A 22282-nucleotide genomic window follows, 5' to 3' on the forward strand; every position below is an offset into this window, starting at 1 on the left:
TTAGGAGAGAGTATGTTTCGTTTAATTATACCGTGTTTGGTATTACTATTATCAGCATGTACCACCAGCAGAGTTGCTGATGATGTAGAGCTTAGCCCTTCAAAAATTGTGGCATTAATGCCACTTGTTAATCATGCTCAAACACCGCTTGCAGGTGAGCGTGCTGAAGATATTTTAGCCAGTATTTGGCAACAAAATAAATTACCAACTCTTATACGCGCACCTCGCGTAAACACCAAAGAGCTTCCACCACTGGACGATCAATACCGTTTAGACAATGCTATGCAGTGGTTAAGCACTCAACAAGCTGACTATGTACTAACTGGCAGCATTGAAGAGTGGCGCTACAAAGCTGGGCTTGACGGCGAACCCGTTGTTGCACTTACATTATCACTCACTGAAAATGGACAAACAACGCCGATTTGGACGGGTACTATTGCTAAAAGTGGTTGGGGCCGCGATAGCATTGCAGCAACAGCACAAGATGTGATTGCCGATTTAATTTCTTATATAGAGGTTAGTGAGTGAAAACACATTTCCTTAGACCAAGAGACGTTCCTGAGCTACAAATATGGGCTGAGGTATTTATATTTACCGCGCTTGCTTTAGGGCTGCCTGTATTATTTAACGCAGAGGACCCATTTTGGACTGAGGGAGGGTTTTCGTGGCCTGTACTTGGCCCACTTTTAGTTTCTCTACGTTATGGCTTTTCAAAAGGCTTTATTAGTATTTTATGTTTGCTTGTTGGTCAACTTTTTTTACTTCAAGCAAATATTTTATCACCACAAAGCGACTTCAATATTAACGCCATGATTGGCTACATTATTGTAATTATGATCACTGGCGAATTTAGGGATGTGTGGGAACGTACTAATCAACAACAAAGTATTCAGCTTGAGTACGTAACCGATCGCCTTGAAACATTTACTCGTCAGTATCACTTAATTAATTCATCTCACGATAGAATAGAGCAAATGCTTGCTGGCCATACGTTAAGTTTGCGTGAATCGCTACAAGCAGTAAGAACCTCTATCGGGCTATTAAAAGAAAGAAGACTTGATAGCGCAGCGCAAAAAATAATCGACCTATTCGTTGAATATGGTTTATTAGAAAGAGCGGGTTTATATAAAGTTGAAAACGACACTGTTTTAGAGCCTCCACTTGCCTCTATTGGCCAAATGGGTCAAATAGCTGAAAATGATCCTCTTATATTAGCGATGATTGAAGAAAAAGAATTAGTATCAGTAAAAGACGCAAAAACTGCGTTAGGTATAAGTAAATACCATATGGCAATCCCACTTATCGACGTAAATAATACAATTTACGGCGCTATTTTAGTTGAAAGAGTACAATTTTTTGCACTTAAAAATACCACTCTTACACTACTTGCTGTTATGGCTGGGCATATAGGCGATTTACTGCGCCATGAAATAACAAACCCAGTAATGACGTATGAAGAGTCTCCGTACTTTATTCGCCAAGTTAAACGCGCAAATAAAGAAGCAAAACGATACAACATTCCATCGCAGCTGCTAAAAATAAAAGCCAATAATATTACTGATAAATCGACTCAACTTATGAGTTATTTAAGTGAAGCACGCCGTGGTTTAGACATTTATTTGTATGATAATCAAAATCAGGTATTACTGCTATTAATGCCATTAGCTGATGAACTTGAAAAAGCAGGCTTTATTGCCCGAATGAACACCTGGTGTAAAGAGCGTACGGGTAACACTTTAGCTGAGCTTGATATTGTTATTGAGCAACAACTTGCACTACCAATAAGCTCAGATGATATAAAGAGATTGGTTTCACTTTCATGATTATAATTATTGTAGCGGCTATTTTAGGGTGTATTTGCCAGTACTTTGCACTAGTAGAAGTACTGGAAACACCTAATTGGTTTTTAGCTATATTATTGCATGCTATTGCTAGCATCCTTTTTGCTATTGTTAGTTATGTTTTTATACCTAAAAAATACAAAACGACTCCTTATAGCTCTTTGCTACTCATGTTTTTATTATTGTTTACATTACCAGTACTTGGAATTATAGGTGTTGTAGTAGCGCTTACGTTTGCTCTTTGTAAACCTCTCAAAAACGACGAGATAGAAATAGAAGAGCATAAAATACCTGAGCTTCCTTTTGAAGCCAGAGCAATATCAGCAAACCCGACCTATTCTATTGGCGGACTTAAAGCAATTTTGAAGCACGCGAGTGAACCAAATAAACGTTTAAGTGCTGTAATGGCAGCTCGTCACATGAGTGACTCACAAGCTATTCCTATTTTAAAGCTAGCACTTAAAGATTTAGAAGATGATATTCGACTACTCGCCTACTCAACCCTTGATGGTAAAGAAACCAAACTCAACGAAAAAATCAGTTTGTATCAGCAAGAAATAGCCGTTACGACTAAGCAGCCTAAATTGAGCCATTTACAAAAACAGCTAGCCGAACTGTATTGGGAACTAAGCTATTTAGGTTTAGCCCAAGGTGCACTGCGTAAATACGTTTTAGAAAAAGCAGAAGCACTTGCAGAGCAAAGTATTGAGCACGTAAAAACACCTGCAACCTTTATATTTTTAGGCCGTATATCTTTAGCCTTAGACAAATACGAAATAGCCCATGAGTACTTACTTAAAGCAACTGAGTTTGGTATGGCAAGGCGTCATGTTCTCCCTTATAAAGCCGAAGTTGCCTTTTGTATGAACAAGTTTGACGACTGTAAACGCTATTTAAAAGAACTCCCAGAACAACCTAAAGGCAGTGAATTACGTCATTTGCAGGAGTATTGGCATGAGTAATAAAAATGCAGACATTTTACTGCTTTTGGAAGGTACCTACCCTTACGTACGTGGTGGTGTATCTAGTTGGGTTCATCAAATAATTGAAGGGTTACCTCATTATAACTTTGAGCTTGTTTTTATAGGTGGAGCACCAGAGCATTATGGCGAGATTCAATATACTTTACCTGAAAACGTTACCAAGCTGCATGTTCATTATTTAGTGGAAAATGATACTTCTGAAATAAAAGCCAAGCATGGGGTTAAATATAAAAAAGAGCTCTTTGATTTCTGGCAACAACTACAAAATTATTTTAGAGATTGTAACGAGCCTATCCCGACTGAATTGTTAAAATTTGCATTTGAAACTTTGGCTAAAAAAGACGGTATTAACGAAGCCGACTTTTTATATAGTGAATCATCATGGCAAGTGCTCACTAATTACTATTCAACTTTTTGTGATGAATCCTCTTTTATTGACTTTTTTTGGTCATACCGCAATTTATATAAACCGCTATTTAAAATAGCCGAAATTGCACGAGGGCTTCCTAAAGTTAAACTTATTCACTCAATATCTACCGGGTATGCTGGTATTTTAGGATCTGGTGCCAGTGTAATAAGCGATACTCCCTTTTTGTTGACCGAGCATGGTATTTACACCAAAGAGAGAAAAATAGATCTTATTCAAGCCAGTTGGATCAAAGAGTCTGAACAAAGCCTAGGTAAAAACTTAAATACCGAGATGGGCTTTATTCGCCGAATGTGGATCAGCTTTTTTGAGCAAATAGGCCGAACAACATACCAAGAAGCAGATAAGATCATTTCGCTATACGACGGTAACAGACAGCGCCAAATAAAAGATGGTGCAGCGCCTGAAAAAGCATTTGTTGTACCTAATGGCATTAAAACAGTACGCTTTATTGAAGCGCTTGATCAGCGTCCAAAACAGATACCACCGGTTGTTGGGTTAATTGGACGTGTAGTGCCTATAAAAGATATTAAAACCTTTATACGTGCAATTAAAGAAGCGCAATCGATATTACCAGAGGTCGAAGGCTGGATCATCGGCCCTTATGAAGAAGATCCGCAGTATTACAAAGAGTGTGAACTACTTGTAGGCAGCCTTGATTTACAAAACAGTGTTAAGTTTTTAGGTATGCAAGATATTACTAAAATTTTGCCTCAGCTCGGAATTGTAGCTTTAACCTCGATTTCTGAAGCGCAGCCTTTAGTGCTTTTAGAGGCAATGGCGGCTGGTGTGCCTGTACTTGCTAGTGATGTTGGCTCGTGCCGCGAAATAATCGAAGGCGGAACCGATGAAGATAGAGCGTTAGGTAAAGCCGGTGAAGTTGTCCCAATTGCTTCTCCGAGCGAAACAGCAAAGCAAATATCAAACATGCTAACAAATGAGCAAGCTTGGCTTGAGTATCAAAAAAGTGGTTTAGACCGCGTACAAAAATTTTATGACGAGAGCCACATGTTTGCCCGTTACGATAAACTTTATAAGGACACAATAGCATGGCTGGAATAGGTTTTGAGATACGGAAAATTCTCAAAAAAAATACCCTGCTCTCAGTTTTTGAAGCATACGGCTACGCAGGTTTAATAGGCTCTGGCCCTTGGCTGCTCTCTATTGTAGCGTTAATGCTTATTGGTATTTTAAGTTTAGGAATTGTATTACCTAAAGTACTTATTATTCAATTTTTAACGCTTGTTACCTACATGATGGCCGCCTCACTTATTTTAACGGGTGGTTTGCAGTTATTACTAACTCGATTTATTGCCGATTTATTTTTTCAAAAAGAAGAGGCTAAGGTACTGCCTAATTTACTTGGTGCGCAACTTATAACAACAATAGCCGCGCTATTGGTAGGCTTGGCTGTATGGCCTATGCTCCCTATACCTGTTGTTACTAAGATTATAATTTTAGGTGCCTTTGTAAGCTTATGTAATCAGTGGCTTGGCGCTATTTTTCTATCAGGTATGAAAGAATACCGGTTAATTTTAATAACCATGCTAAGTGGTTACGCCTTTATGGTATTACTTGCATACTTATTAAGAGACTGGCAGTTAGACGGCTTATTTTTTGCGTTTTTTGCAGGCGAAGCTCTACTCTTTTTTAGCTTTTTGTTTATGATTATTCGCCGCTACCCAGGTGAAAAACTTATAAGCTTTGACTTTTTAAGTAATAAAAAAGTGTATTACAGCCTATTCTTTTGTGGTCTGTTTTATAACATTGGTGTGTGGGCTGATAAAATCATTTTTTGGTATTCACCAAGCACATCAATTCAGATTATTGGCACGTTAAGAGCCAGCCCAATTTACGACTTACCTATATTTTTAGCCTATTTGTCTATTATTCCCGGTATGGCAGTATTTTTAGTAAAAATGGAAACCGACTTTGTAGAAGAATACGACCGTTTTTACACAGCTATTCGAGAGGGTTCATCGTTAGAAGAGATTTACTATTTAAAAGATAATATGATCCAAACTGCACGTGCCGGTTTATACGATATATTTAAAATTCAAGGTATTACCGTTGCCTGCTTATTATTGTGGGGCGAGCAAATACTTACCTTTATTGGTATTGATCCAAACTATAAAACGCTTTTATTTATTGATGTAGTTGGTGTGGGTGTACAAGTTATATTTTTGTCTATTTTAAATATTTTGTTTTATTTAGATAAACGCTCAACAGTGCTATTTTTAGCGGGGTTATTTCTAGTAATCAATGTTGTTTTAACTTTGTTATCAATTGCTTTTGGGCCGCAGTTTTATGGTTACGGCTTTGCTCTCTCAACTATTATTACCTCTGTTGTTGGCTTATTTTGGCTTTCTAAACAATTTGAAGATTTAGAATACGAAACGTTTATGCTGCAATAGCATAATATAAAAACTTAGCATAAAGGCTGTAAGCTACAGCCTTTATCGTTACGTTAAAAACTCTAATAAACCGCGCTCAAACCGACTAAGATACTTTGTTTTACGGGGTAATTTAAAATTGTCGCGCCAATGAGTTTGTTCTGATTCATTTTTCTTACAAAGCTCAATAACATCAGGGTGAATATAAGAATTACGCGCTATTGTTGGCGTATTCCCAAGCTTTGAAGACACTTCATCAAGCATTGTTTTTAATGTAATAGCGCCTTTTGCTTCATACACTTCTTTAAAAGCAATCACACTTGCTCGCCATGTTCTAAAGTGTTTTGCGCTAAATTCTTCACCCATTATATTTTGAATATACTGATTGATTTCAGTAGAGGTAACGTTAGAGCGCTCCCCCCCTTCTATATATTGAAACAAGTGTTGCCCGGGTAAGTCCTGAAGTTCCTTAATAACACTACTCAATGCTTTATCCGTTATATTTACTTCCCTTTCTTTACCTGATTTTGCACGGTATTTTAATCTAATATTTTTACCTGTTAATTTTGCATGCCTTGATCTTAGGGTTGTCGCACCAAAACTTTTATTTTGTTTTACATTACGTTCATTCCCCACCCGTAAAGCACCTAAATCCATTAATCTAACAATGGCTGCTAAAGTACGTTCATAATCGAGCTCATCACCTTGCAATGCTTCCATTAATTGAGCCCTAAGTAACGGCAGCTTATGTCCAAACACACTACAAGCTTGATACTTTTTAGCATCTTGTTGTTGTGTAAATAATGGATGATATCGGTACTGCTTTCGTCCTTTACTGTCGTAACCTGTTGCTAAAATATGCCCATTTTCTTCAGGGCAAAACCATACACTTTTGTAAGCGGGCGGGAACGCGAGTGAATTTAAGCGCTCAATAACGGCCTTCTCTTTAATTATTTTTCCTATTGGGTCAAAATACTGCCAATGTTTGTTTTTTTGCTTTCGGGTAATTCCGGGCAAACTATCATCAACGTAAATCAATTCCATCATTCCTCCTCAGGCATTTAAAAGATATATTGTTAACTCGCTTAAGCTTATATTTCAAAGCATAGAATGTACCACTTTAAAATAACCTTAAACTGAACGACTTTATTGATATATAATCAAAAATTGAGCAAAAACAAAAATACGATATATATAATGGTTATTATAACTACGCTTATATTCTCCCTTAATTGGGCATGCTGTTTAAAAGGAGCATTCAATGGCTTTTGATTATGGATCGATTGATCTTGGACTAAAAAACCCCTTCAAACTTGAAGGTAAAGTAACAGCTGTAAGAGGACTCATTGAGTCTATAGTGGGTATTAGTTTACTTGTTATTGCTGCGGGCTCAGTAAAAGAAGATACAACCGCTGGATGGATTTTAATGGTGTTTGGCATGCTTATTTTAGCATTTGGCATTCGCTCACTTTCAAGTGGTATTTATGCAACTCTTAAGTATTTTGTAGGCAGAAACCACCCTACTTCACTTGCTTATAACTACAGCAAATCACAAGCATCAACCGCCAAAGAAGAAGAAAAAGAAGTAGCCTACACAGCGCAATCACTCGAAGAAATGCTGGTTGGTCGTAAAAACAGTACGTTTAAAGAGCCTAATGGTTTTTTATCACGTTTACTTCACAGCTTAATCCCTAAGTTATTATTCCTACCTTATCCTATTCGTAATGTTGCTCAGCGCTTATTTGGCTCATGGGTAAGTACCCTTGTTGCACTTATTGCTTATGGCCTTGTGGCATTTGTATCTTTATCGGGTTTTACCGGTGAAGCAGGCGAATTAGCATTTCCTGTTTATAGTGCCATATTAATGTTCTACGTGCTTTTTTCGTGGCGCTCTACGGGTAAACCTATTTCTAGAAACGCTGAAAAAAATATTGAAGCACTTGGTACCGGTGCACTCGCTAAAATTATTTCTTTATCTTTTATTCTACCAATCGCTATTGGTCTTTCTATGTCATGGCTGATGAAAGAACAACACATTAGCAAACAAGAAATAGATGGCTGGATTGAGCAACTACCTAGTCTTCATGCTGGCATGTACTTAATTGCGATTATTGTATTAGCCACTCTGAGCTGCGCAATTGCTTTTATTATGATTAAAGCGCGTTTAAATGCAGTTACCCCTTCTGCTGAAGTATCAGAACTACGTGAAAACTGGCAAGAGTCTGTTCATCCAGACGAAATTTTTATAAACCTAGACAATCTAGTAATGGCTAACCGTCGTTATAAAGAAGTACCTAACAGAGTTTATCGCGAATTAGATCCTAAGCTTCAAGAACAAATTGAAGGTAAAGGCGGTTTTAAAGGTGAAATGATCCAAGAGATTCAACCTAAACTGCACTCAATAGACTTAGGTAAAAACTTTACGCTAGCACGGTTACTTGCTTTAGTAAGTGGTAACTTGCTTTATATTATAGCCTTAGCGTTTACTGTGTTTTTAGCGTATTCGTTTATTAATATTTATCATTACGTTGACGCTGCAAATATTAGTAGCTTTAAACAAGCATTTAATAACCAACATGTTATTCAATTTAGTAAGCTATTAATGACAAGCTTTCACTTATTGCTAATAGGTATACTTATTAAAGCATTTGCGCAATTGCTTACAAATACAGCTCATCTATTTTTTGCTGAAATGCAATTTGAATCACTACTAGTGTACTTTAAATGCGAAGGCACATTTACTGAGTCTAAAATATCAACAGGTACTGGTATTCACGATAGTACTCGCTCAGAAAATACTTTAGTACGCAGTAGCATAACGCCTTGGATTATTGTTTCTCGTGTTATTTCTACTACGTTTGCAGCAACAGGTATGAAAAATCTTGAACATCCTCGCCATATTATGGAAATGCATAAAGACGAAGGACAATTACAAGCAATCAAAAAAGACGTTATCGCGTTCTTGAAAGACCGTGAATCTATCGCCTCAATCACCAGTGAGCGTGATTTAGGTAATGCGTCACAAATACATCAATTAAATCAGCAAACGCGTGCTATACCTACTCAGCAAGCGATAGCTAAAGATGACGAAGAAGCTGCAGGGTATTTAAGACAAGAAGAAAACTTATCTCCCGAGCCAAAGGGTTAATTAACTTAAACTCTGGATTATTAGTATTAATGCCACCTTGTAAATTAGGTGGCATTTTTTTATCCTTTATTAACCTCTATTCAATACCTTTTAACTTTACTACCTCTTTTATACTCAACAACATGATTAATATTGGATTAGTCCACAAAGCCCTTGCTTTATGTGCCAAAACACAAATAATGAAGTATTAATAACAGGGTAAGAATGAGGACAATGAGCTATATACTAACCACCCAATGTGCTGACGACGTAGGCTTAATAGCTAAAATCACAGGGCTTTGTCATAAAAACAATTTAAATATTACGCGTAACAACGAGTTTGTAGATAAAGACGCACAGCGATTTTTTATGCGCACAGAGCTTACAGGCGAGCCACAAAGCGACTTTTTAGATCAACTACGCGCACTGTTGCCACAAGGCGCTAAACTTGCCCTACATTGCGGTGCAAAAACTAAAGTAGTTTTACTTGCAACTAAAGAAGCCCATTGTTTAGGTGGTATGTTGCTAAAGCAATTTGAACAAACTCTTAATATTGAAGTATTAGCCGTTATTGCTAACTACGCTGATTTAGAGCCTTTAGCAAAAGGGTTTGATGTGCCGTTTCATGTTGTATCGCACGAAGGACTAACTCGTAGCGAGCACGATCAAAAAGTAGGTGATTTAATTGCCAGCTACAACCCTGATATTATTGGTCTTGCCAAATACATGCGTATTTTAAGCCCTGAATTTGTGGGTCGCTTTGAAGGCAAAATAATTAATATTCATCATTCATTTTTACCCGCATTTATTGGTGCTAAACCTTATCATCAAGCATTTGAGCGCGGCGTAAAAATTATTGGTGCTACCGCTCACTTTGTGAACAACGAGCTTGATGAAGGCCCTATTATTTTGCAGGATGTAACAAGCGTTACACATGCTAATACCGCCGAAATGATGGCTAAAATGGGTAAAGATGTAGAGAAAACAGTGTTTTGTAAAGCACTCCAACTTGCATCAGAGCATAAGTTATTTATTAATGGTAATAAAACTGTAGTGTTTTCTTAGCATTGTACCAATTCGCTTAATTAAGTAGTTTATTTTGAGGTAATAAAACAGTGTTGATAACAAGGTATGCATTTTGTTATTAACCTGAATTCTGATTGACTATTCTACACATAAAAATATGCCAGCATTGTTGCTGGCATTTTTTTGCTCATAAATAAGCAAGTGACTTTTTAAATGTAAATTATGCCTGCTCTATTGGCTCGAGTTTTAATTTAGCGGCAATTAAAACGGCTTGGGTACGATTGTACACGCCGAGTTTTCTAAATATGGCTGTAATGTGTGCTTTTACTGTTGCTTCTGATATGTGCAGTTCATAAGCAATTTGCTTATTAAGTAAACCTTCGTGCAGATATTGCAGCACTCGGTATTGTTGAGGTGTTAATGAGGCAACTTGCGCTGCTATTTCTCTATCTTCACCTTCAATTTCAGCTACTTTGTTTTTTAACTCTTTTGGTAGCCATGTATCGCCTTCAAGTATTTGGTTAATTGCACTGGCAATATCATCAGACGATGACGATTTAGGAATAAAACCCATAGCGCCGTAACCCATTACTTTAGAAACTATATTAGCGTCTTCACTACCCGAAACAACGGCAATAGGTAAGCTTGGGTATTCTTCTCTAATACGAATAAGACCATATAAATCACCATTACCTGGCATGTGAAGGTCTAGCAGTAATATATCAAGATCCTCTTGCTCGCTTAACACTTGCAGTGTGCTGTCAAAATCGGATGATTCAAAAACCTCTAAACCTTCAAATTTTGCGCTCAATGCGCCCTTTAGTGCTTCACGAAATAACGGATGGTCGTCCGCTATTAAAAACTGACTCATGGTTCACTCCTAATAAATTCGGCTGCCAGTTAGGTATAAAACCCTTACTGACAGCCGATATACTACGTTTAGAATCAACTTGTAATCAAGTTTTTAACGCACATTTAACGATTTAATCTGTTCTCGATTAGTTCATCGACTACAGATGGATCTGCAAGCGTTGACGTATCACCGAGTTGTTGGTGCTCATTTGCAGCGATTTTACGTAAAATACGACGCATAATCTTGCCTGAGCGCGTTTTAGGTAAACCTGGAGACCATTGAATCATATCTGGTGATGCTATTGGGCTAAGCTCTTTACGAACCCAGTTACGTACCTCTTTGGTTAATTCATCGCTTACTGTTACACCTTCGTTAGGCGTAATATAAACATAAATACCTTGGCCTTTAATATCATGCGGGTAACCCACTACTGCTGCTTCTGCTACTGCTTCGTGCGCAACTAACGCACTTTCAATTTCAGCAGTACCTAAGCGATGGCCTGATACGTTAAGTACATCGTCCACACGTCCTGTGATCCAGTAATAACCGTCTTCATCACGACGACAACCATCACCTGTAAAGTAAACACCTGGGTAGGCGCTAAAATAAGTTTGTTCAAAACGTTCATGGTCGCCATAAACAGTTCGCGCTTGCGATGGCCAGCTATCTAAAATAACTAAATTACCGTCCACAGCACCTTCAAGGTTATTCCCCTCAGCATCAAATAATGCTGGCGCAATACCAAAAAATGGATGGGTCGCAGAGCCAGGCTTTGTATCAGTTGCACCCGGTAGAGGCGTAATCATTATGCCACCGGTTTCTGTTTGCCACCACGTATCAACAATCGGACAATTAGATTTACCAATACTCTCGTAATACCACGTCCATGCTTCTGGATTTATTGGCTCACCCACCGAGCCTAAAATACGTAAACTATCGCGATTTGACGAAGCAGTTGGCTCATCACCTTTCGCCATTAGCGCACGAATTGCTGTAGGCGCAGTATATAAAATAGTTACACCGTGTTTATCAACAATTTCGCCCATACGTCCTGCAGTTGGATAAGTTGGTACACCTTCAAATAATACTTGTGTACAACCGTTTACTAATGGCCCGTATGCAATGTAACTGTGGCCTGTGATCCAACCTACATCGGCACTACACCAATACACATCGTCTTCTTTTAAATCAAATACGTATTCATGTGTCATTGATGAGTAAACTAAGTAGCCACCAGTAGTATGCACAACACCCTTTGGCTGACCTGTTGAACCTGACGTATATAAAATAAACAGTGGATCTTCAGCGTTCATTGGCTCTGGTTCACACTTTGCTGGTAAATCAGCAACTAGGTCATGCCACCATATATCGTGCTCATTCCAATCAACTTCACCGCCGGTTAATTGGTGCACAATAACATGCTCAATTGAGGTTACAGTTTCTTGCGCTACCGCTTCATCTACATTTGCTTTTAATGGAACACAATTACCTGCTCTGCGCCCTTCATCCGAAGTAATAACAATTTTGGCACCCGAATCTCGAATACGATCTGCAATCGCAGAAGGTGAAAAGCCACCAAATACAACCGAATGAATAGCACCAATACGTGCACAAGCCTGCATTGCATAAACAGCTTGAGGCGTCATAGGCATATAAATCGCTACACGATCACCTTTTTGAACACCTAGTTTTTTTAAACCATTGGCAAACTTGGCTACTTCATCATGCAATTGTTGATAAGTAATATTCTCACTTTGAGATGGGCTGTCACCTTCCCAAATAAGCGCCGTTTTATCTGCTTTGGTTTTTAAATGACGATCGATACAATTGTACGAAGCATTAAGATAGCCATCCTCATACCATTTAATATTTATATGGCCTTTGTCGAATGATGTGTTTTTAACTTTTGTATAAGGGGTAGACCAATCAAGACGTTTGCCATGCTCACGCCAAAAACTTTCTGGGTCATCAATAGATTGCTTGTAAAGCGTATTATATTTATTTTTATCTACAAGAGTCGCATCTTTAATATGCGCAGGAACTGGATAGATACTTTGTGACATCTTAGTCTCCATTTAAATTACTTGCCTTAAGCTTTTATCAAGGATTACTCAGCAGTGCTACATTAAGTATTAGACCTTAGTTGTACACCCCTTCAATTTCCTCATTTGTAGTTTATAATCCTTCTGCTTTCAATTTTTTTACATAAATAATACAACGCGTTAAATGTAAGTAAATACAAACTAATCTGCTCTCAAACCTTAGTCTTATAGACCAATAGGTAATTGAGTAAATATTGCACATATTCAACAGTGTTGTCGTACTCTAATAAAGATATTTTGTTGTACTTACTAAAATGCTTTATTTAACGAATGAAAATAGAAAGTGAATTGAAAGCCAAATTAACAACCCTTTTTATTCGTAAGTAATACTCGTAGCAAGTAATACAAATATCTATGAAAAAAAAGTAATAAATAACAAGTAGCCTTTAAAGGACACCACAATGAAATTTACCCCATTAAAAACATTGGCAGCAAGCGCTGTACTATGTGCACTATCAAGTACTGCATACGCGGCAACTGCTGCAAAAATTGGTGATACCGAATTTACTTACGGTGGATACATTAAACTCGACTCTATGTGGAGTGATTATTCAGCGGGTGCGCCTGCAGGTTCAAACGTAGGTCGTGACTTTTACGTACCAAGTACGCTAACAGTTGGCGACGATAACAGCTCAGATGCTGTGTTTGATATGCATGCTCGCGAGTCACGCTTTAACTTTGGCACAGCCACTGTTATGGATAACGGTAAGACCGTTAACACTAAAATTGAGATTGATTTTTTAGCCTCAGCTGCTGGCGGCAATGAACGTGTATCAAACTCTTATGCTCCACGTATTCGCCATGCGTTTGTGACATACGACGGTTGGTTATTTGGTCAAACATGGTCTAACTTTCAAAACGTGGGTGCCCTTGCTGAAACGCTTGATTTTGTAGGCCCAGCTGAAGGCACTATATTTGTTCGCCAATCGCAAATTAAATATACCACTGGCGCATGGTCTTTCTCATTAGAAAACCCAGAAAGTACAATTTCTACTACTAGCGGTATGGTAGTAACTGATGATGCATCCTTGCCTGACTTTACAGCTCGTTACACACACAAAGCTGATTGGGGTAACATTGTTGTTGCAGCGCTTGCTCGCCAACTAACTTATAAAGTAGGCAGTGTTGATGCAGATGAAACATCTTTTGGTATTAGTGCGTCGGGTAAAATAAACCTTGGTGAAGACAACCTTAAATTTATGCTTACTCAAGGTAAAGGCTTAGGCCGTTACGTAGGCTTAAACGTTGCTCACGGCGCAGTACTTAATGGCGATGAACTAGATGCCATTGATTCGACTTCTGGTTTTGTTGCTTACCAGCACAAGTGGACAAGCCAATGGCGTTCAACGTTCTTATACTCTTTCTTCTCTGCTGATAACAACACTGATTTATTAGCTATTTCTGGTGATCCGACTGAATCAAGCCAAAGCTATAGCGCTAACATTTTATATTCCCCTGTTAAACGCCTAACATTTGGAGCTGAGCTAAAACATGCTGAGCGTGAAACTGAAAGTGGCGTAGATGGCGATTTAGATCGTTTACAATTCTCTGTTAAATACTCTTTTTAATAACTAAAAAGCTAACTACTTTAAATAAGCGGCCTAGGCCGCTTTTTTTATAATTCAATTTAAGTTAAAAAAACAACCATATTTTTATAAGTCATATCGCTTATCCTAATCATAATATTATTTACAGACTAAGTAATTTCCCCTAAAACAGCGCAAACGCGTTTACAAATGATAATAGTTTTTGTTTGAGTTTGTTAATTCTAAATAGTAGAATGTCCCAATTATTTAAATAAACTCAAATAATATTAAATATTAATTAAGGGAAAACATGAAACTCAATCGCACTTTTGCACTTTCTTCATTAGTTTTAGCTATGGGTTTTTCAGCTCAAGCGCAAGAAACACCAACTAAGAATACAGTTGAAAATAACAATGAACAAATGGAAGAAATATTAATAGTAGGTGTACGCCAAGATCGAGTTAGCCAAGGTGCTACCGGTTTAACTATGGAGCTTAACGAAACACCACAATCTATTAGTGTAATTGGCGCAGAGCAACTTCAAAACTTTGCAGCAAATAGTATTAATGACGCATTGAAAATGGCTACGGGTATTACTGTAGAACAAGGTGAAACTAACCGCACACGATACACGTCTCGTGGTTTTGATATTAAAAGCACTCAAGTTGATGGTGTTGGTCTACCTAATAACTGGGGCCTTGTTACTGGTGCTATGGAAAGCTACGGTTATGAAAAAATAGAAGTTATTCGTGGTGCTAATGGGCAATTAACAGGCGTTGGTAATGCAGCTGGTACTATTAATTATGTTCGAAAACGCCCAACAAATGAGAATGAAGGTGAAGTAGGTATTTCTGTAGGTACTTATGGTTTAAAGCGCTTACAAGCTGATTATTCATTTTTATTAACAGATTCTGGTAGCTGGGCTGCACGTGTTGTTGGGGCTGCAGAAAGCTCTGATTCATACCTTGATGGTTTAGAAAACGATCGTACTTACTTCTCTGCTGTAGTTGATGGACAACTTACTGGTAATTCAACACTTTCATTTGGTGCTTCACATCAAGATGCGAATACAGATGGAACCATGTGGGGAGGATTACCACTTTCATATGCCGATGGCACACAAGCGCAGTGGGATGTAAGTACAAGTACAGCCCAAGAGTGGACTAAATGGGATACTCTTAATACCACAGCTTTTATTGAATATACTTATGTATTCGATAATAACTGGGAAATTAAAACAACTTATAATTACCAAGACTCAGAAGATCAAAGTAAATTACTTTACCTTTATGACGCTTATGGAATGTTTGATAGTGAAACTAATTTAGGTTTAGTCAGTATTCCTGGACGATATGATACAGAATTCTCAGCTGATTTATTTGATATAACAGCTAAAGGTGAGTACAGCTTGTTTGGTCAAGAGCATGAGTTAATGCTTGGTGGTAGTATTTCACAAAGTACATCTTACTCTTTTACTAACTCTTACGATGCAGCAACAACTGAAGCTTATGGTTTAGCGCCTGCTTTTCCATACGCATTAGATGCGATTGCTGAACCTATTTGGGGTGAACGAACTAAGTATGCTGATATTGATGTTACTTTAAAGCGTTTTTTTGGTTCTACTAAATTAAACCTAACAAGTGACTTATTTGTTATTGCGGGCTTTAACGCTATCGATTATGAGCGCACAGGCTTTAGCCAAGGCGTTGATATAGATAATGATGAAAGTGAGGTAAGCCCTTACCTTGCAACAACGTATGCAATTAATGATGATGTTAATGTATATGTAAGCTATTCCGATATTTATCAGCCACAAGAGCAGTACGATTACGATGGTAACTTTTTAGATCCAAGTAAAGGTGTTAATTACGAAGTTGGAGTGAAAACTCAATGGTTCGATGATCAACTACTTGCAACCTTTGCCGTATTTAGTGCAAAACAAGACAATATTGCAACTTATGCAGGGCTAAACGCAGCTGGATTTAATTACTATAAAGGAGCTGATCAAGATACCCAAGGCTTTGAATTAGAATTAACCGGAAATATAACTGATGATCTAAATGCTGTATTTGCATATACATACTTAGATATAAATGATGACGCAGGCGATAGTTCTCATGAATGGGAACCTGAAAATGTTGTTAATTTTTCATTAGATTATACGCTGCCTCAACTACCTGAATTTAAATTTGGTTTAGCCGGTAAATGGCAATCAAAAACAGAAAATATAGCCAGTAATGTTAAGCAGGATTCTTATTTACTTATGAACGTATTTGCTCGATGGGATGCTAGCGAAGACTTATCAATTCAAGCTAACATTGATAACATCACAGATGAAAAACATATTACTAGCTTAGCCAATGTTGGTTTTTATGGCTCTCCTATTAGCGGAAAAGTTAGCTTAACTTATCGCTTTTAAAATTCTATTTTAATTAGGTCGCATTCTTTAACTCTTCTCCTGATTAAAATGTATAGCGTATGATCGTTCTGCTCTTCATTTAGTATAGTAATCACTAGTGCAGTGCCTACTCATGAGCGATGTAACCGCATGTTTTTTATAGATTAAATTAAAAAACGACACATTTTTAATGTGTCGTTTTTATTTTATCTACTTTAAGTTTTTAACAACAAAAAAACGCTAATCATTACTGATCAGCGCTTTTTAAAGCTCGGGTCAAATTAAGCTTAAAAACTCATTTTGATGCTGTTAAAGGTCAGCGTCATCGCCTAACTTATCTTCACCATCTTCTGGTTCAATAGTTGCTTTTAGTAAAAGCATTTCGCGTAACTTGCCTTCAATCTCATCTGCAATTTCTGGGTTTTCTTTCAAAAACTTAATTGAGTTAGATTTACCTTGGCCAACTTTGTTGCCACAGTAGCTATACCAAGCACCTGCTTTTTCAACAATTTTGTGCTTAACACCTAAGTCAATTAACTCGCCTTGCTTAGAAATACCTTCACCATACATGATGATAAATTCAGCTTGTTTAAACGGCGGCGCAACTTTGTTTTTAACAATTTTAACGCGTGTTTCGTTACCAACAACTTCATCGCCTTCTTTAACAGAACCAATACGACGAATATCAATACGAACAGATGCGTAAAACTTAAGTGCATTACCACCTGTTGTTGTTTCTGGGTTACCAAACATAACACCAATTTTCATACGGATTTGGTTAATGAAAATACATAACGTGTTAGAGCGTTTAATGTTACCAGTAAGCTTACGTAATGCTTGTGACATTAAACGTGCTTGTAAGCCCATGTGCGAGTCGCCCATGTCGCCTTCAATTTCAGCTTTTGGTGTAAGTGCAGCAACCGAGTCAATAATAACAACGTCTACCGCGCTTGAGCGCACTAACATGTCACAAATTTCTAATGCTTGCTCACCGGTATCTGGTTGCGATACAAAAAGCTCATCAATGTTAACACCAAGCTTTTGTGCATAAACTGGATCTAGAGCATGCTCAGCATCAATAAAGGCACATGTTTTGCCTTCTTTTTGCGCTTCAGCGATAACTTGTAAAGTAAGCGTTGTTTTACCAGATGACTCAGGTCCGTATACTTCAACAATACGTCCCATAGGTAAACCACCTATGCCTAAAGCAATATCAATACCTAATGAGCCTGTAGATACAGATTCAATGTTTAACGCTTTGTTATCACCCAATTTCATAATTGAGCCTTTACCAAATTGACGTTCAATTTGTGATAGTGCAGCGTCCAACGCTTTTTGTTTGTTATCGTTCATTTTATTCTCCAAATCCAGCTAATGGAATCAAGTATACTGTATGAAATCACAGTATCAAGCTAATTTTTTTATTTTATCTCATCTATTACACTTTTCAATGCAAATACAATAGCTTGCAGTCTAACTTGAGCCCTATCGCCAGAGAATACTTGTTTAAAGGTCAGTACTTTGTCATTAATTTGTATGCCAAACCACACAAGTCCCACGGGTTTACCTTCTGTTGCCCCGCCAGGTCCTGCAATACCCGATACAGCTATAGATATATTTGCATTTGTTGCCTTTATTGCACCTAGTGCCATTTCACGTACTGTCTGCTCGCTCACAGCACCAAATTGCGCTAATGTACTGGCACTTACATTTAGTAAGTCTTGCTTTGCTTGGTTGCTATAAGTCACAAATGCGCGGTCAATATAAGCAGAGCTTCCAGGCGTATCTGTAAGGGCATAACTCACTCCGCCACCAGTACATGACTCAGCACTAGTGATCCATAAGCATTTATCCGTTAAAATAGCGCCTAATTGCGCAGCAAGTGTTTTAATCTCTTGATGTAATTCCATATTCAGCCTTTGGGTAAATACATGTCGTTTGATCTTTATGCACCACACACTATAAAACAACAAACCCCTATGATGCAGCAGTATCTAAAAATAAAATCAGAGCATCGCGATATTTTATTGTTTTATCGTATGGGCGATTTTTACGAACTCTTTTTTGATGACGCTAAACGCGCCGCTCAATTACTCGATATTTCGCAAACTCATCGCGGTAAAGCCGGTGGCGATCCTATCCCTATGGCGGGCGTACCTTATCATGCAGTAGAAAACTACCTAGCACGCCTAGTCCAAATGGGTGAATCAGTCGCTATTTGTGAACAAGTGGGTGACCCTGCAACTAGTAAAGGCCCTGTCGATCGTAAAGTTGTTCGTATAGTTACACCTGGTACAATTTCTGATGAAGCGCTTTTACAAGAACGACAAGACAATCTTCTTACTAGCGTTTGGCAAAGTAAAAAAGGTCTGTACGGTATCGCGTACCTTGATATTAACTCTGGTCGCTTTAACGTTGTAGAGGTTAACACCGACGAAGCCTTTAGCTCAACTATTCAGCGCTTAGCTCCGGCAGAACTTCTGTATAGCGAAAGCTTTGAAAACTTTCATTTAATTGAGCATATAAAAGGTGCCCGCCGCCGCCCAGAGTGGGAGTTCGACTTAGATACGGCTCAGCACTTATTATGCGATCAGTTTGGTACTAAAGATTTAGTTGGTTTTGGTGTTGATAAAGCCCACAGCGCGCTTGTTGCTGCCGGTTGTTTAATGCAATACGTAAAAGATACACAACGTATTGCACTGCCACATATTCGTGCAATTACGCTTGAGCACAACGAACACGCTGTTATTTTAGATGCCGCAACCCGTAAAAATTTAGAACTTACCGTTAATTTATCAGGTGGGTTTGAAAATACACTTGCCCAGGTACTTGATAAAACAGCAACACCTATGGGCTCTCGTTTACTTAAGCGCCGTATTCATACACCTGTACGTAATAAAGACGAGCTAAATTCACGCTTAAATGCAATTAGCGCTATTTTAGATGTACAACTGTGCGGTGAATTACACGAATCATTAAAAGAGATTGGTGATGTAGAGCGAGTTATTGCACGCCTAGCTTTATGCACAGCTCGCCCGCGCGATCTAACTCGTCTTCGCAGCGCATTACAAGCACTTGCGCCACTACACACTTTGCTAGGTGATGCTAACGATCCTCGTATTACAGGTATTATCAAGCACTCGCCTGAGCTCCCTGATTTACAAGAGTTATTAGAACGTGCAGTGATAGAAAACCCACCGGTACTTATTCGTGATGGTGGCGTTATCGCCCCTGGTTACAACAGCGAACTAGATGAGTGGCGTAACTTAAGTAAAGGTGCAACCGACGTACTTGATCAACTAGAGTTGCGTGAACGCGAACGCACGGGTATTAGTACGCTTAAAATTGGTTATAACCGCGTACATGGCTTTTTTATTGAAGTAAGCCGCGCTAATGCTCACTTAGTGCCAGCCGACTACATTCGTCGTCAAACGCTCAAAAATAACGAACGCTATATTATTCCTGAGCTTAAAGAGCACGAAGATAAAGTACTTGGTAGCCAATCAAAAGCCTTAGCGCTTGAAAAGCAACTATACGAAGAGCTGTTCAGATTTATCGCTCCACACATTGAACAGCTGCAAATGATGGCAGCAGCACTGGCCGATTTAGACGTATTAAATAACTTGGCCGAACGTGCATTTGCACTCAATTATGCAAAACCAGAACTGTGCGATAACGACAATATAAGCATTAAGCAAGGTCGTCACCCTGTTGTTGAACAAGTAATGAAAGAACCGTTTATTGCTAACCCTGTTGAATTAAACAGCCAACGTAAAATGTTGATTATTACGGGTCCAAACATGGGCGGTAAATCAACCTATATGCGCCAAACAGCACTTATTGTACTAATGGCTCACATTGGCAGTTACGTACCTGCAGACAGCGCTAAAATTGGCAATATTGATCGCATATTTACACGTATTGGTGCAAGCGATGATTTAGCATCAGGTCGCTCGACCTTCATGGTAGAAATGACCGAAACAGCGACTATTTTAAATAATGCCACGGCGCAGTCTTTGGTATTAATGGATGAAATTGGTCGCGGTACAAGTACCTACGATGGGCTTTCGCTTGCGTATGCAACAGCCGATCATTTAGCGTCAAAAATATCAGCTAAAACATTGTTTGCAACGCACTACTTTGAGTTAACAGAACTTGCTGAACAAACAACAGGTCTGGTAAACGTGCACCTCGATGCAATAGAACATAACGATACAATCGCCTTTATGCATACAGTACTTGATGGCGCAGCAAGTAAGAGCTTTGGCTTACAGGTAGCTGCTCTTGCGGGTGTGCCAAAAGCTGTTATTGCACAAGCAAAGCAAAAACTTAAGTTACTCGAAAATCATCAAAGCGTTACTGCACCAAATACAGAGCAACAAGCATTTACTTTTAATAATGAAGCTGCACAAAATACACCTTCAGAAGTGGAAGAGCAGTTGGGAGCTATTGACCCTGATAATTTATCGCCACGCCAAGCGCACGATTTATTATATAAACTAAAAGCATTGTTGTAATTTATATCATCTAATTTACAAACATAAAAAAAGCCGAAGAATAAATTCTTCGGCTTTTTAACACACATAGTCTTTTAAGTTATTTACGCTGTTACGAAAACTGATTAAACAAGCTATCTGTACTTAAACCTTCTTGTTGCAAAATGTCTTTTAAACGACGTAATGCTTCTACCTGAATTTGCCTTACACGCTCACGTGTTAAGCCTATTTCACGACCTACATCTTCAAGTGTAGATGGCTCGTAGCCAAGTAATCCAAATCGACGTGCTAACACTTCGCGTTGTTTAGGGTTCAATTCACCTAACCAGTCTACAATGTGTTTATTAATATCATTATTTTGTACTTCGCCTTCAGGGCCTGCACTTTTTTCATCTGGGATGATATCAAGCAGTACACTGTCGTTTTCTCCACCAATCGGCATATCAACCGATGCTATTCTCTCGTTTAAACGTAGCATTTTAGTTACGTCTTCAACGGGTCTGTCTAGGCAAGCTGCAATTTCGTCAGCTGTTGGTTCATGGTCAAGTTTTTGAGTTAATTCACGCGCTGTACGTAAGTAAACATTAAGCTCTTTAACCACATGTATTGGTAGGCGGATGGTGCGAGTTTGATTCATAATGGCACGTTCGATTGTTTGACGTATCCACCATGTAGCGTAAGTAGAGAATCTAAAGCCACGCTCAGGGTCAAATTTTTCAACGGCGCGGATTAGGCCTAAGTTACCTTCTTCAATTAAATCAAGTAGAGCAAGGCCACGGTTATTATAACGGCGTGCTATTTTAACAACTAAACGTAAGTTACTTTCAATCATACGTTTGCGTGAGGCTTCACAACCTCGAAGTGATTTACGAGAAAAAAACACTTCTTCTTCTGCGCTAAGCAAAGGAGAAAAACCAATTTCGCCTAAATAAAGTTGGGTTGCGTCAAGATTTTTAGTTACTTCTTCTTTTGCAAAGATTTCATCGTCTTCTACTTTTTCTAGCAACGCTGTACTTTCATCAGCATCAATATTATCGAATTTTTCGTCAGTCGTAGTATGTTTGTCAAGTTTTGCTGCGCTAGCCATAAGCCTTCTCCCGAGCAATTATC

The 22282-nt window shown here is 38.4% G+C and carries 16 protein-coding genes; 10 read left to right on the top strand and 6 right to left on the bottom strand.

Annotated elements, in window-relative coordinates; genetic code table 11:
• Nucleotides 1-12 precede the first annotated feature (12 nt).
• The 5 genes from PARC_RS13395 to pelG are packed head-to-tail and all read left to right on the top strand — an operon-like array spanning nucleotide 13 to nucleotide 5665.
• Nucleotides 13-528 carry a hypothetical protein gene (locus tag PARC_RS13395; protein ID WP_007584808.1) on the top strand — a complete coding sequence of 172 codons (516 nt, stop codon included), beginning with the start codon at nucleotides 13-15 and terminating at the stop codon, nucleotides 526-528.
• Entirely contained in the window at nucleotides 525-1823 is a 1299-nt protein-coding gene (locus tag PARC_RS13400) for a PelD GGDEF domain-containing protein (RefSeq protein ID WP_007584806.1), read from the top strand. Before PARC_RS13395 ends, PARC_RS13400 begins: the two co-directional genes overlap by 4 nt.
• On the top strand, nucleotides 1820-2803 hold the full coding sequence (locus PARC_RS13405; RefSeq protein WP_010554453.1) for a HEAT repeat domain-containing protein: 984 nt from the start codon (nucleotides 1820-1822) through the stop codon (nucleotides 2801-2803). The genes PARC_RS13400 and PARC_RS13405 overlap by 4 nt, the downstream gene beginning before the upstream one ends.
• A complete protein-coding gene (gene pelF, locus PARC_RS13410; protein ID WP_010554452.1) occupies nucleotides 2796-4313 on the top strand; it encodes a GT4 family glycosyltransferase PelF in 1518 nt (505 codons plus the stop codon). Before PARC_RS13405 ends, pelF begins: the two co-directional genes overlap by 8 nt.
• Complete coding sequence (gene pelG / locus PARC_RS13415; protein WP_010554451.1) at nucleotides 4301-5665, top strand: exopolysaccharide Pel transporter PelG; 1365 nt, start codon at nucleotides 4301-4303, stop codon at nucleotides 5663-5665. Before pelF ends, pelG begins: the two co-directional genes overlap by 13 nt.
• A 48-nt stretch (nucleotides 5666-5713) precedes the next feature.
• On the opposite strand, the gene PARC_RS13420 is transcribed toward pelG, so the two are convergent.
• The gene (locus PARC_RS13420; protein WP_010554450.1) at nucleotides 5714-6688 is read right to left on the bottom strand and encodes a DNA topoisomerase IB; all 975 of its coding nucleotides are present in this window, start codon (nucleotides 6686-6688) and stop codon (nucleotides 5714-5716) included.
• Nucleotides 6689-6905: 217 nt separating this feature from the next.
• On the opposite strand from PARC_RS13420, the gene PARC_RS13425 reads away from it, so the two are divergent.
• Nucleotides 6906-8792: a hypothetical protein gene (locus PARC_RS13425; RefSeq protein ID WP_010554449.1), complete on the top strand. Its 1887-nt coding sequence runs from the start codon at nucleotides 6906-6908 to the stop codon at nucleotides 8790-8792.
• 213 nt (nucleotides 8793-9005) lie between these two features.
• Nucleotides 9006-9836, top strand: coding sequence for a formyltetrahydrofolate deformylase (gene purU, locus PARC_RS13430; RefSeq protein ID WP_007584800.1), 831 nt, complete (start codon nucleotides 9006-9008; stop codon nucleotides 9834-9836).
• A gap of 181 nt (nucleotides 9837-10017) precedes the next feature.
• Here the strand turns inward: purU and PARC_RS13435 are convergent, their stop codons facing one another.
• Nucleotides 10018-10668, bottom strand: coding sequence for a response regulator transcription factor (locus PARC_RS13435; RefSeq protein ID WP_007584799.1), 651 nt, complete (start codon nucleotides 10666-10668; stop codon nucleotides 10018-10020).
• A gap of 104 nt (nucleotides 10669-10772) precedes the next feature.
• Nucleotides 10773-12713: an acetate--CoA ligase gene (gene acs / locus PARC_RS13440; protein ID WP_010554448.1), complete on the bottom strand. Its 1941-nt coding sequence runs from the start codon at nucleotides 12711-12713 to the stop codon at nucleotides 10773-10775.
• A 440-nt stretch (nucleotides 12714-13153) separates the two neighbouring features.
• Between acs and PARC_RS13445 the strand changes: the two genes are divergently transcribed.
• Both PARC_RS13445 and PARC_RS13450 read left to right on the top strand, forming a co-directional pair.
• A complete protein-coding gene (locus PARC_RS13445; protein WP_010554447.1) occupies nucleotides 13154-14320 on the top strand; it encodes a DcaP family trimeric outer membrane transporter in 1167 nt (388 codons plus the stop codon).
• A 268-nt stretch (nucleotides 14321-14588) separates the two neighbouring features.
• On the top strand, nucleotides 14589-16697 hold the full coding sequence (locus tag PARC_RS13450) for a TonB-dependent siderophore receptor (RefSeq protein ID WP_010554446.1): 2109 nt from the start codon (nucleotides 14589-14591) through the stop codon (nucleotides 16695-16697).
• A 288-nt stretch (nucleotides 16698-16985) separates the two neighbouring features.
• On the opposite strand, the gene recA is transcribed toward PARC_RS13450, so the two are convergent.
• Complete coding sequence (gene recA, locus PARC_RS13455; protein ID WP_007584792.1) at nucleotides 16986-18029, bottom strand: recombinase RecA; 1044 nt, start codon at nucleotides 18027-18029, stop codon at nucleotides 16986-16988.
• A 68-nt stretch (nucleotides 18030-18097) separates the two neighbouring features.
• Entirely contained in the window at nucleotides 18098-18586 is a 489-nt protein-coding gene (locus PARC_RS13460) for a CinA family protein (protein ID WP_010554445.1), read from the bottom strand.
• A gap of 21 nt (nucleotides 18587-18607) precedes the next feature.
• Between PARC_RS13460 and mutS the strand changes: the two genes are divergently transcribed.
• Entirely contained in the window at nucleotides 18608-21193 is a 2586-nt protein-coding gene (mutS, locus tag PARC_RS13465) for a DNA mismatch repair protein MutS (RefSeq protein ID WP_010554444.1), read from the top strand.
• 91 nt (nucleotides 21194-21284) lie between these two features.
• Here the strand turns inward: mutS and rpoS are convergent, their stop codons facing one another.
• Complete coding sequence (gene rpoS / locus PARC_RS13470) at nucleotides 21285-22259, bottom strand: RNA polymerase sigma factor RpoS (RefSeq protein ID WP_010554443.1); 975 nt, start codon at nucleotides 22257-22259, stop codon at nucleotides 21285-21287.
• Nucleotides 22260-22282: the final 23 nt, after the last annotated feature.

It is taken from the genome of Pseudoalteromonas arctica A 37-1-2, assembly GCF_000238395.3.
In the GTDB taxonomy this organism is placed as follows: Bacteria; Pseudomonadota; Gammaproteobacteria; order Enterobacterales; family Alteromonadaceae; genus Pseudoalteromonas; species Pseudoalteromonas arctica.

Excerpts from the sequence above, each read along its gene's own strand:
- acs (WP_010554448.1), bottom strand. The coding sequence starts at position 12,713 with ATGTCACAAAGTATCTATCCAGTTCCTGCGCATATTAAAGATGCGACT.
- rpoS (WP_010554443.1), bottom strand. The coding sequence starts at position 22,259 with ATGGCTAGCGCAGCAAAACTTGACAAACATACTACGACTGACGAAAAA.
- PARC_RS13435 (WP_007584799.1), bottom strand. The coding sequence starts at position 10,668 with ATGAGTCAGTTTTTAATAGCGGACGACCATCCGTTATTTCGTGAAGCA.
- pelG (WP_010554451.1), top strand. The coding sequence starts at position 4,301 with ATGGCTGGAATAGGTTTTGAGATACGGAAAATTCTCAAAAAAAATACC.
- PARC_RS13405 (WP_010554453.1), top strand. The coding sequence starts at position 1,820 with ATGATTATAATTATTGTAGCGGCTATTTTAGGGTGTATTTGCCAGTAC.
- PARC_RS13395 (WP_007584808.1), top strand. The coding sequence starts at position 13 with ATGTTTCGTTTAATTATACCGTGTTTGGTATTACTATTATCAGCATGT.
- pelF (WP_010554452.1), top strand. The coding sequence starts at position 2,796 with ATGAGTAATAAAAATGCAGACATTTTACTGCTTTTGGAAGGTACCTAC.
- PARC_RS13450 (WP_010554446.1), top strand. The coding sequence starts at position 14,589 with ATGAAACTCAATCGCACTTTTGCACTTTCTTCATTAGTTTTAGCTATG.
- PARC_RS13445 (WP_010554447.1), top strand. The coding sequence starts at position 13,154 with ATGAAATTTACCCCATTAAAAACATTGGCAGCAAGCGCTGTACTATGT.
- recA (WP_007584792.1), bottom strand. The coding sequence starts at position 18,029 with ATGAACGATAACAAACAAAAAGCGTTGGACGCTGCACTATCACAAATT.
- purU (WP_007584800.1), top strand. The coding sequence starts at position 9,006 with ATGAGCTATATACTAACCACCCAATGTGCTGACGACGTAGGCTTAATA.
- PARC_RS13460 (WP_010554445.1), bottom strand. The coding sequence starts at position 18,586 with ATGGAATTACATCAAGAGATTAAAACACTTGCTGCGCAATTAGGCGCT.
- mutS (WP_010554444.1), top strand. The coding sequence starts at position 18,608 with ATGTCGTTTGATCTTTATGCACCACACACTATAAAACAACAAACCCCT.
- PARC_RS13425 (WP_010554449.1), top strand. The coding sequence starts at position 6,906 with ATGGCTTTTGATTATGGATCGATTGATCTTGGACTAAAAAACCCCTTC.
- PARC_RS13420 (WP_010554450.1), bottom strand. The coding sequence starts at position 6,688 with ATGGAATTGATTTACGTTGATGATAGTTTGCCCGGAATTACCCGAAAG.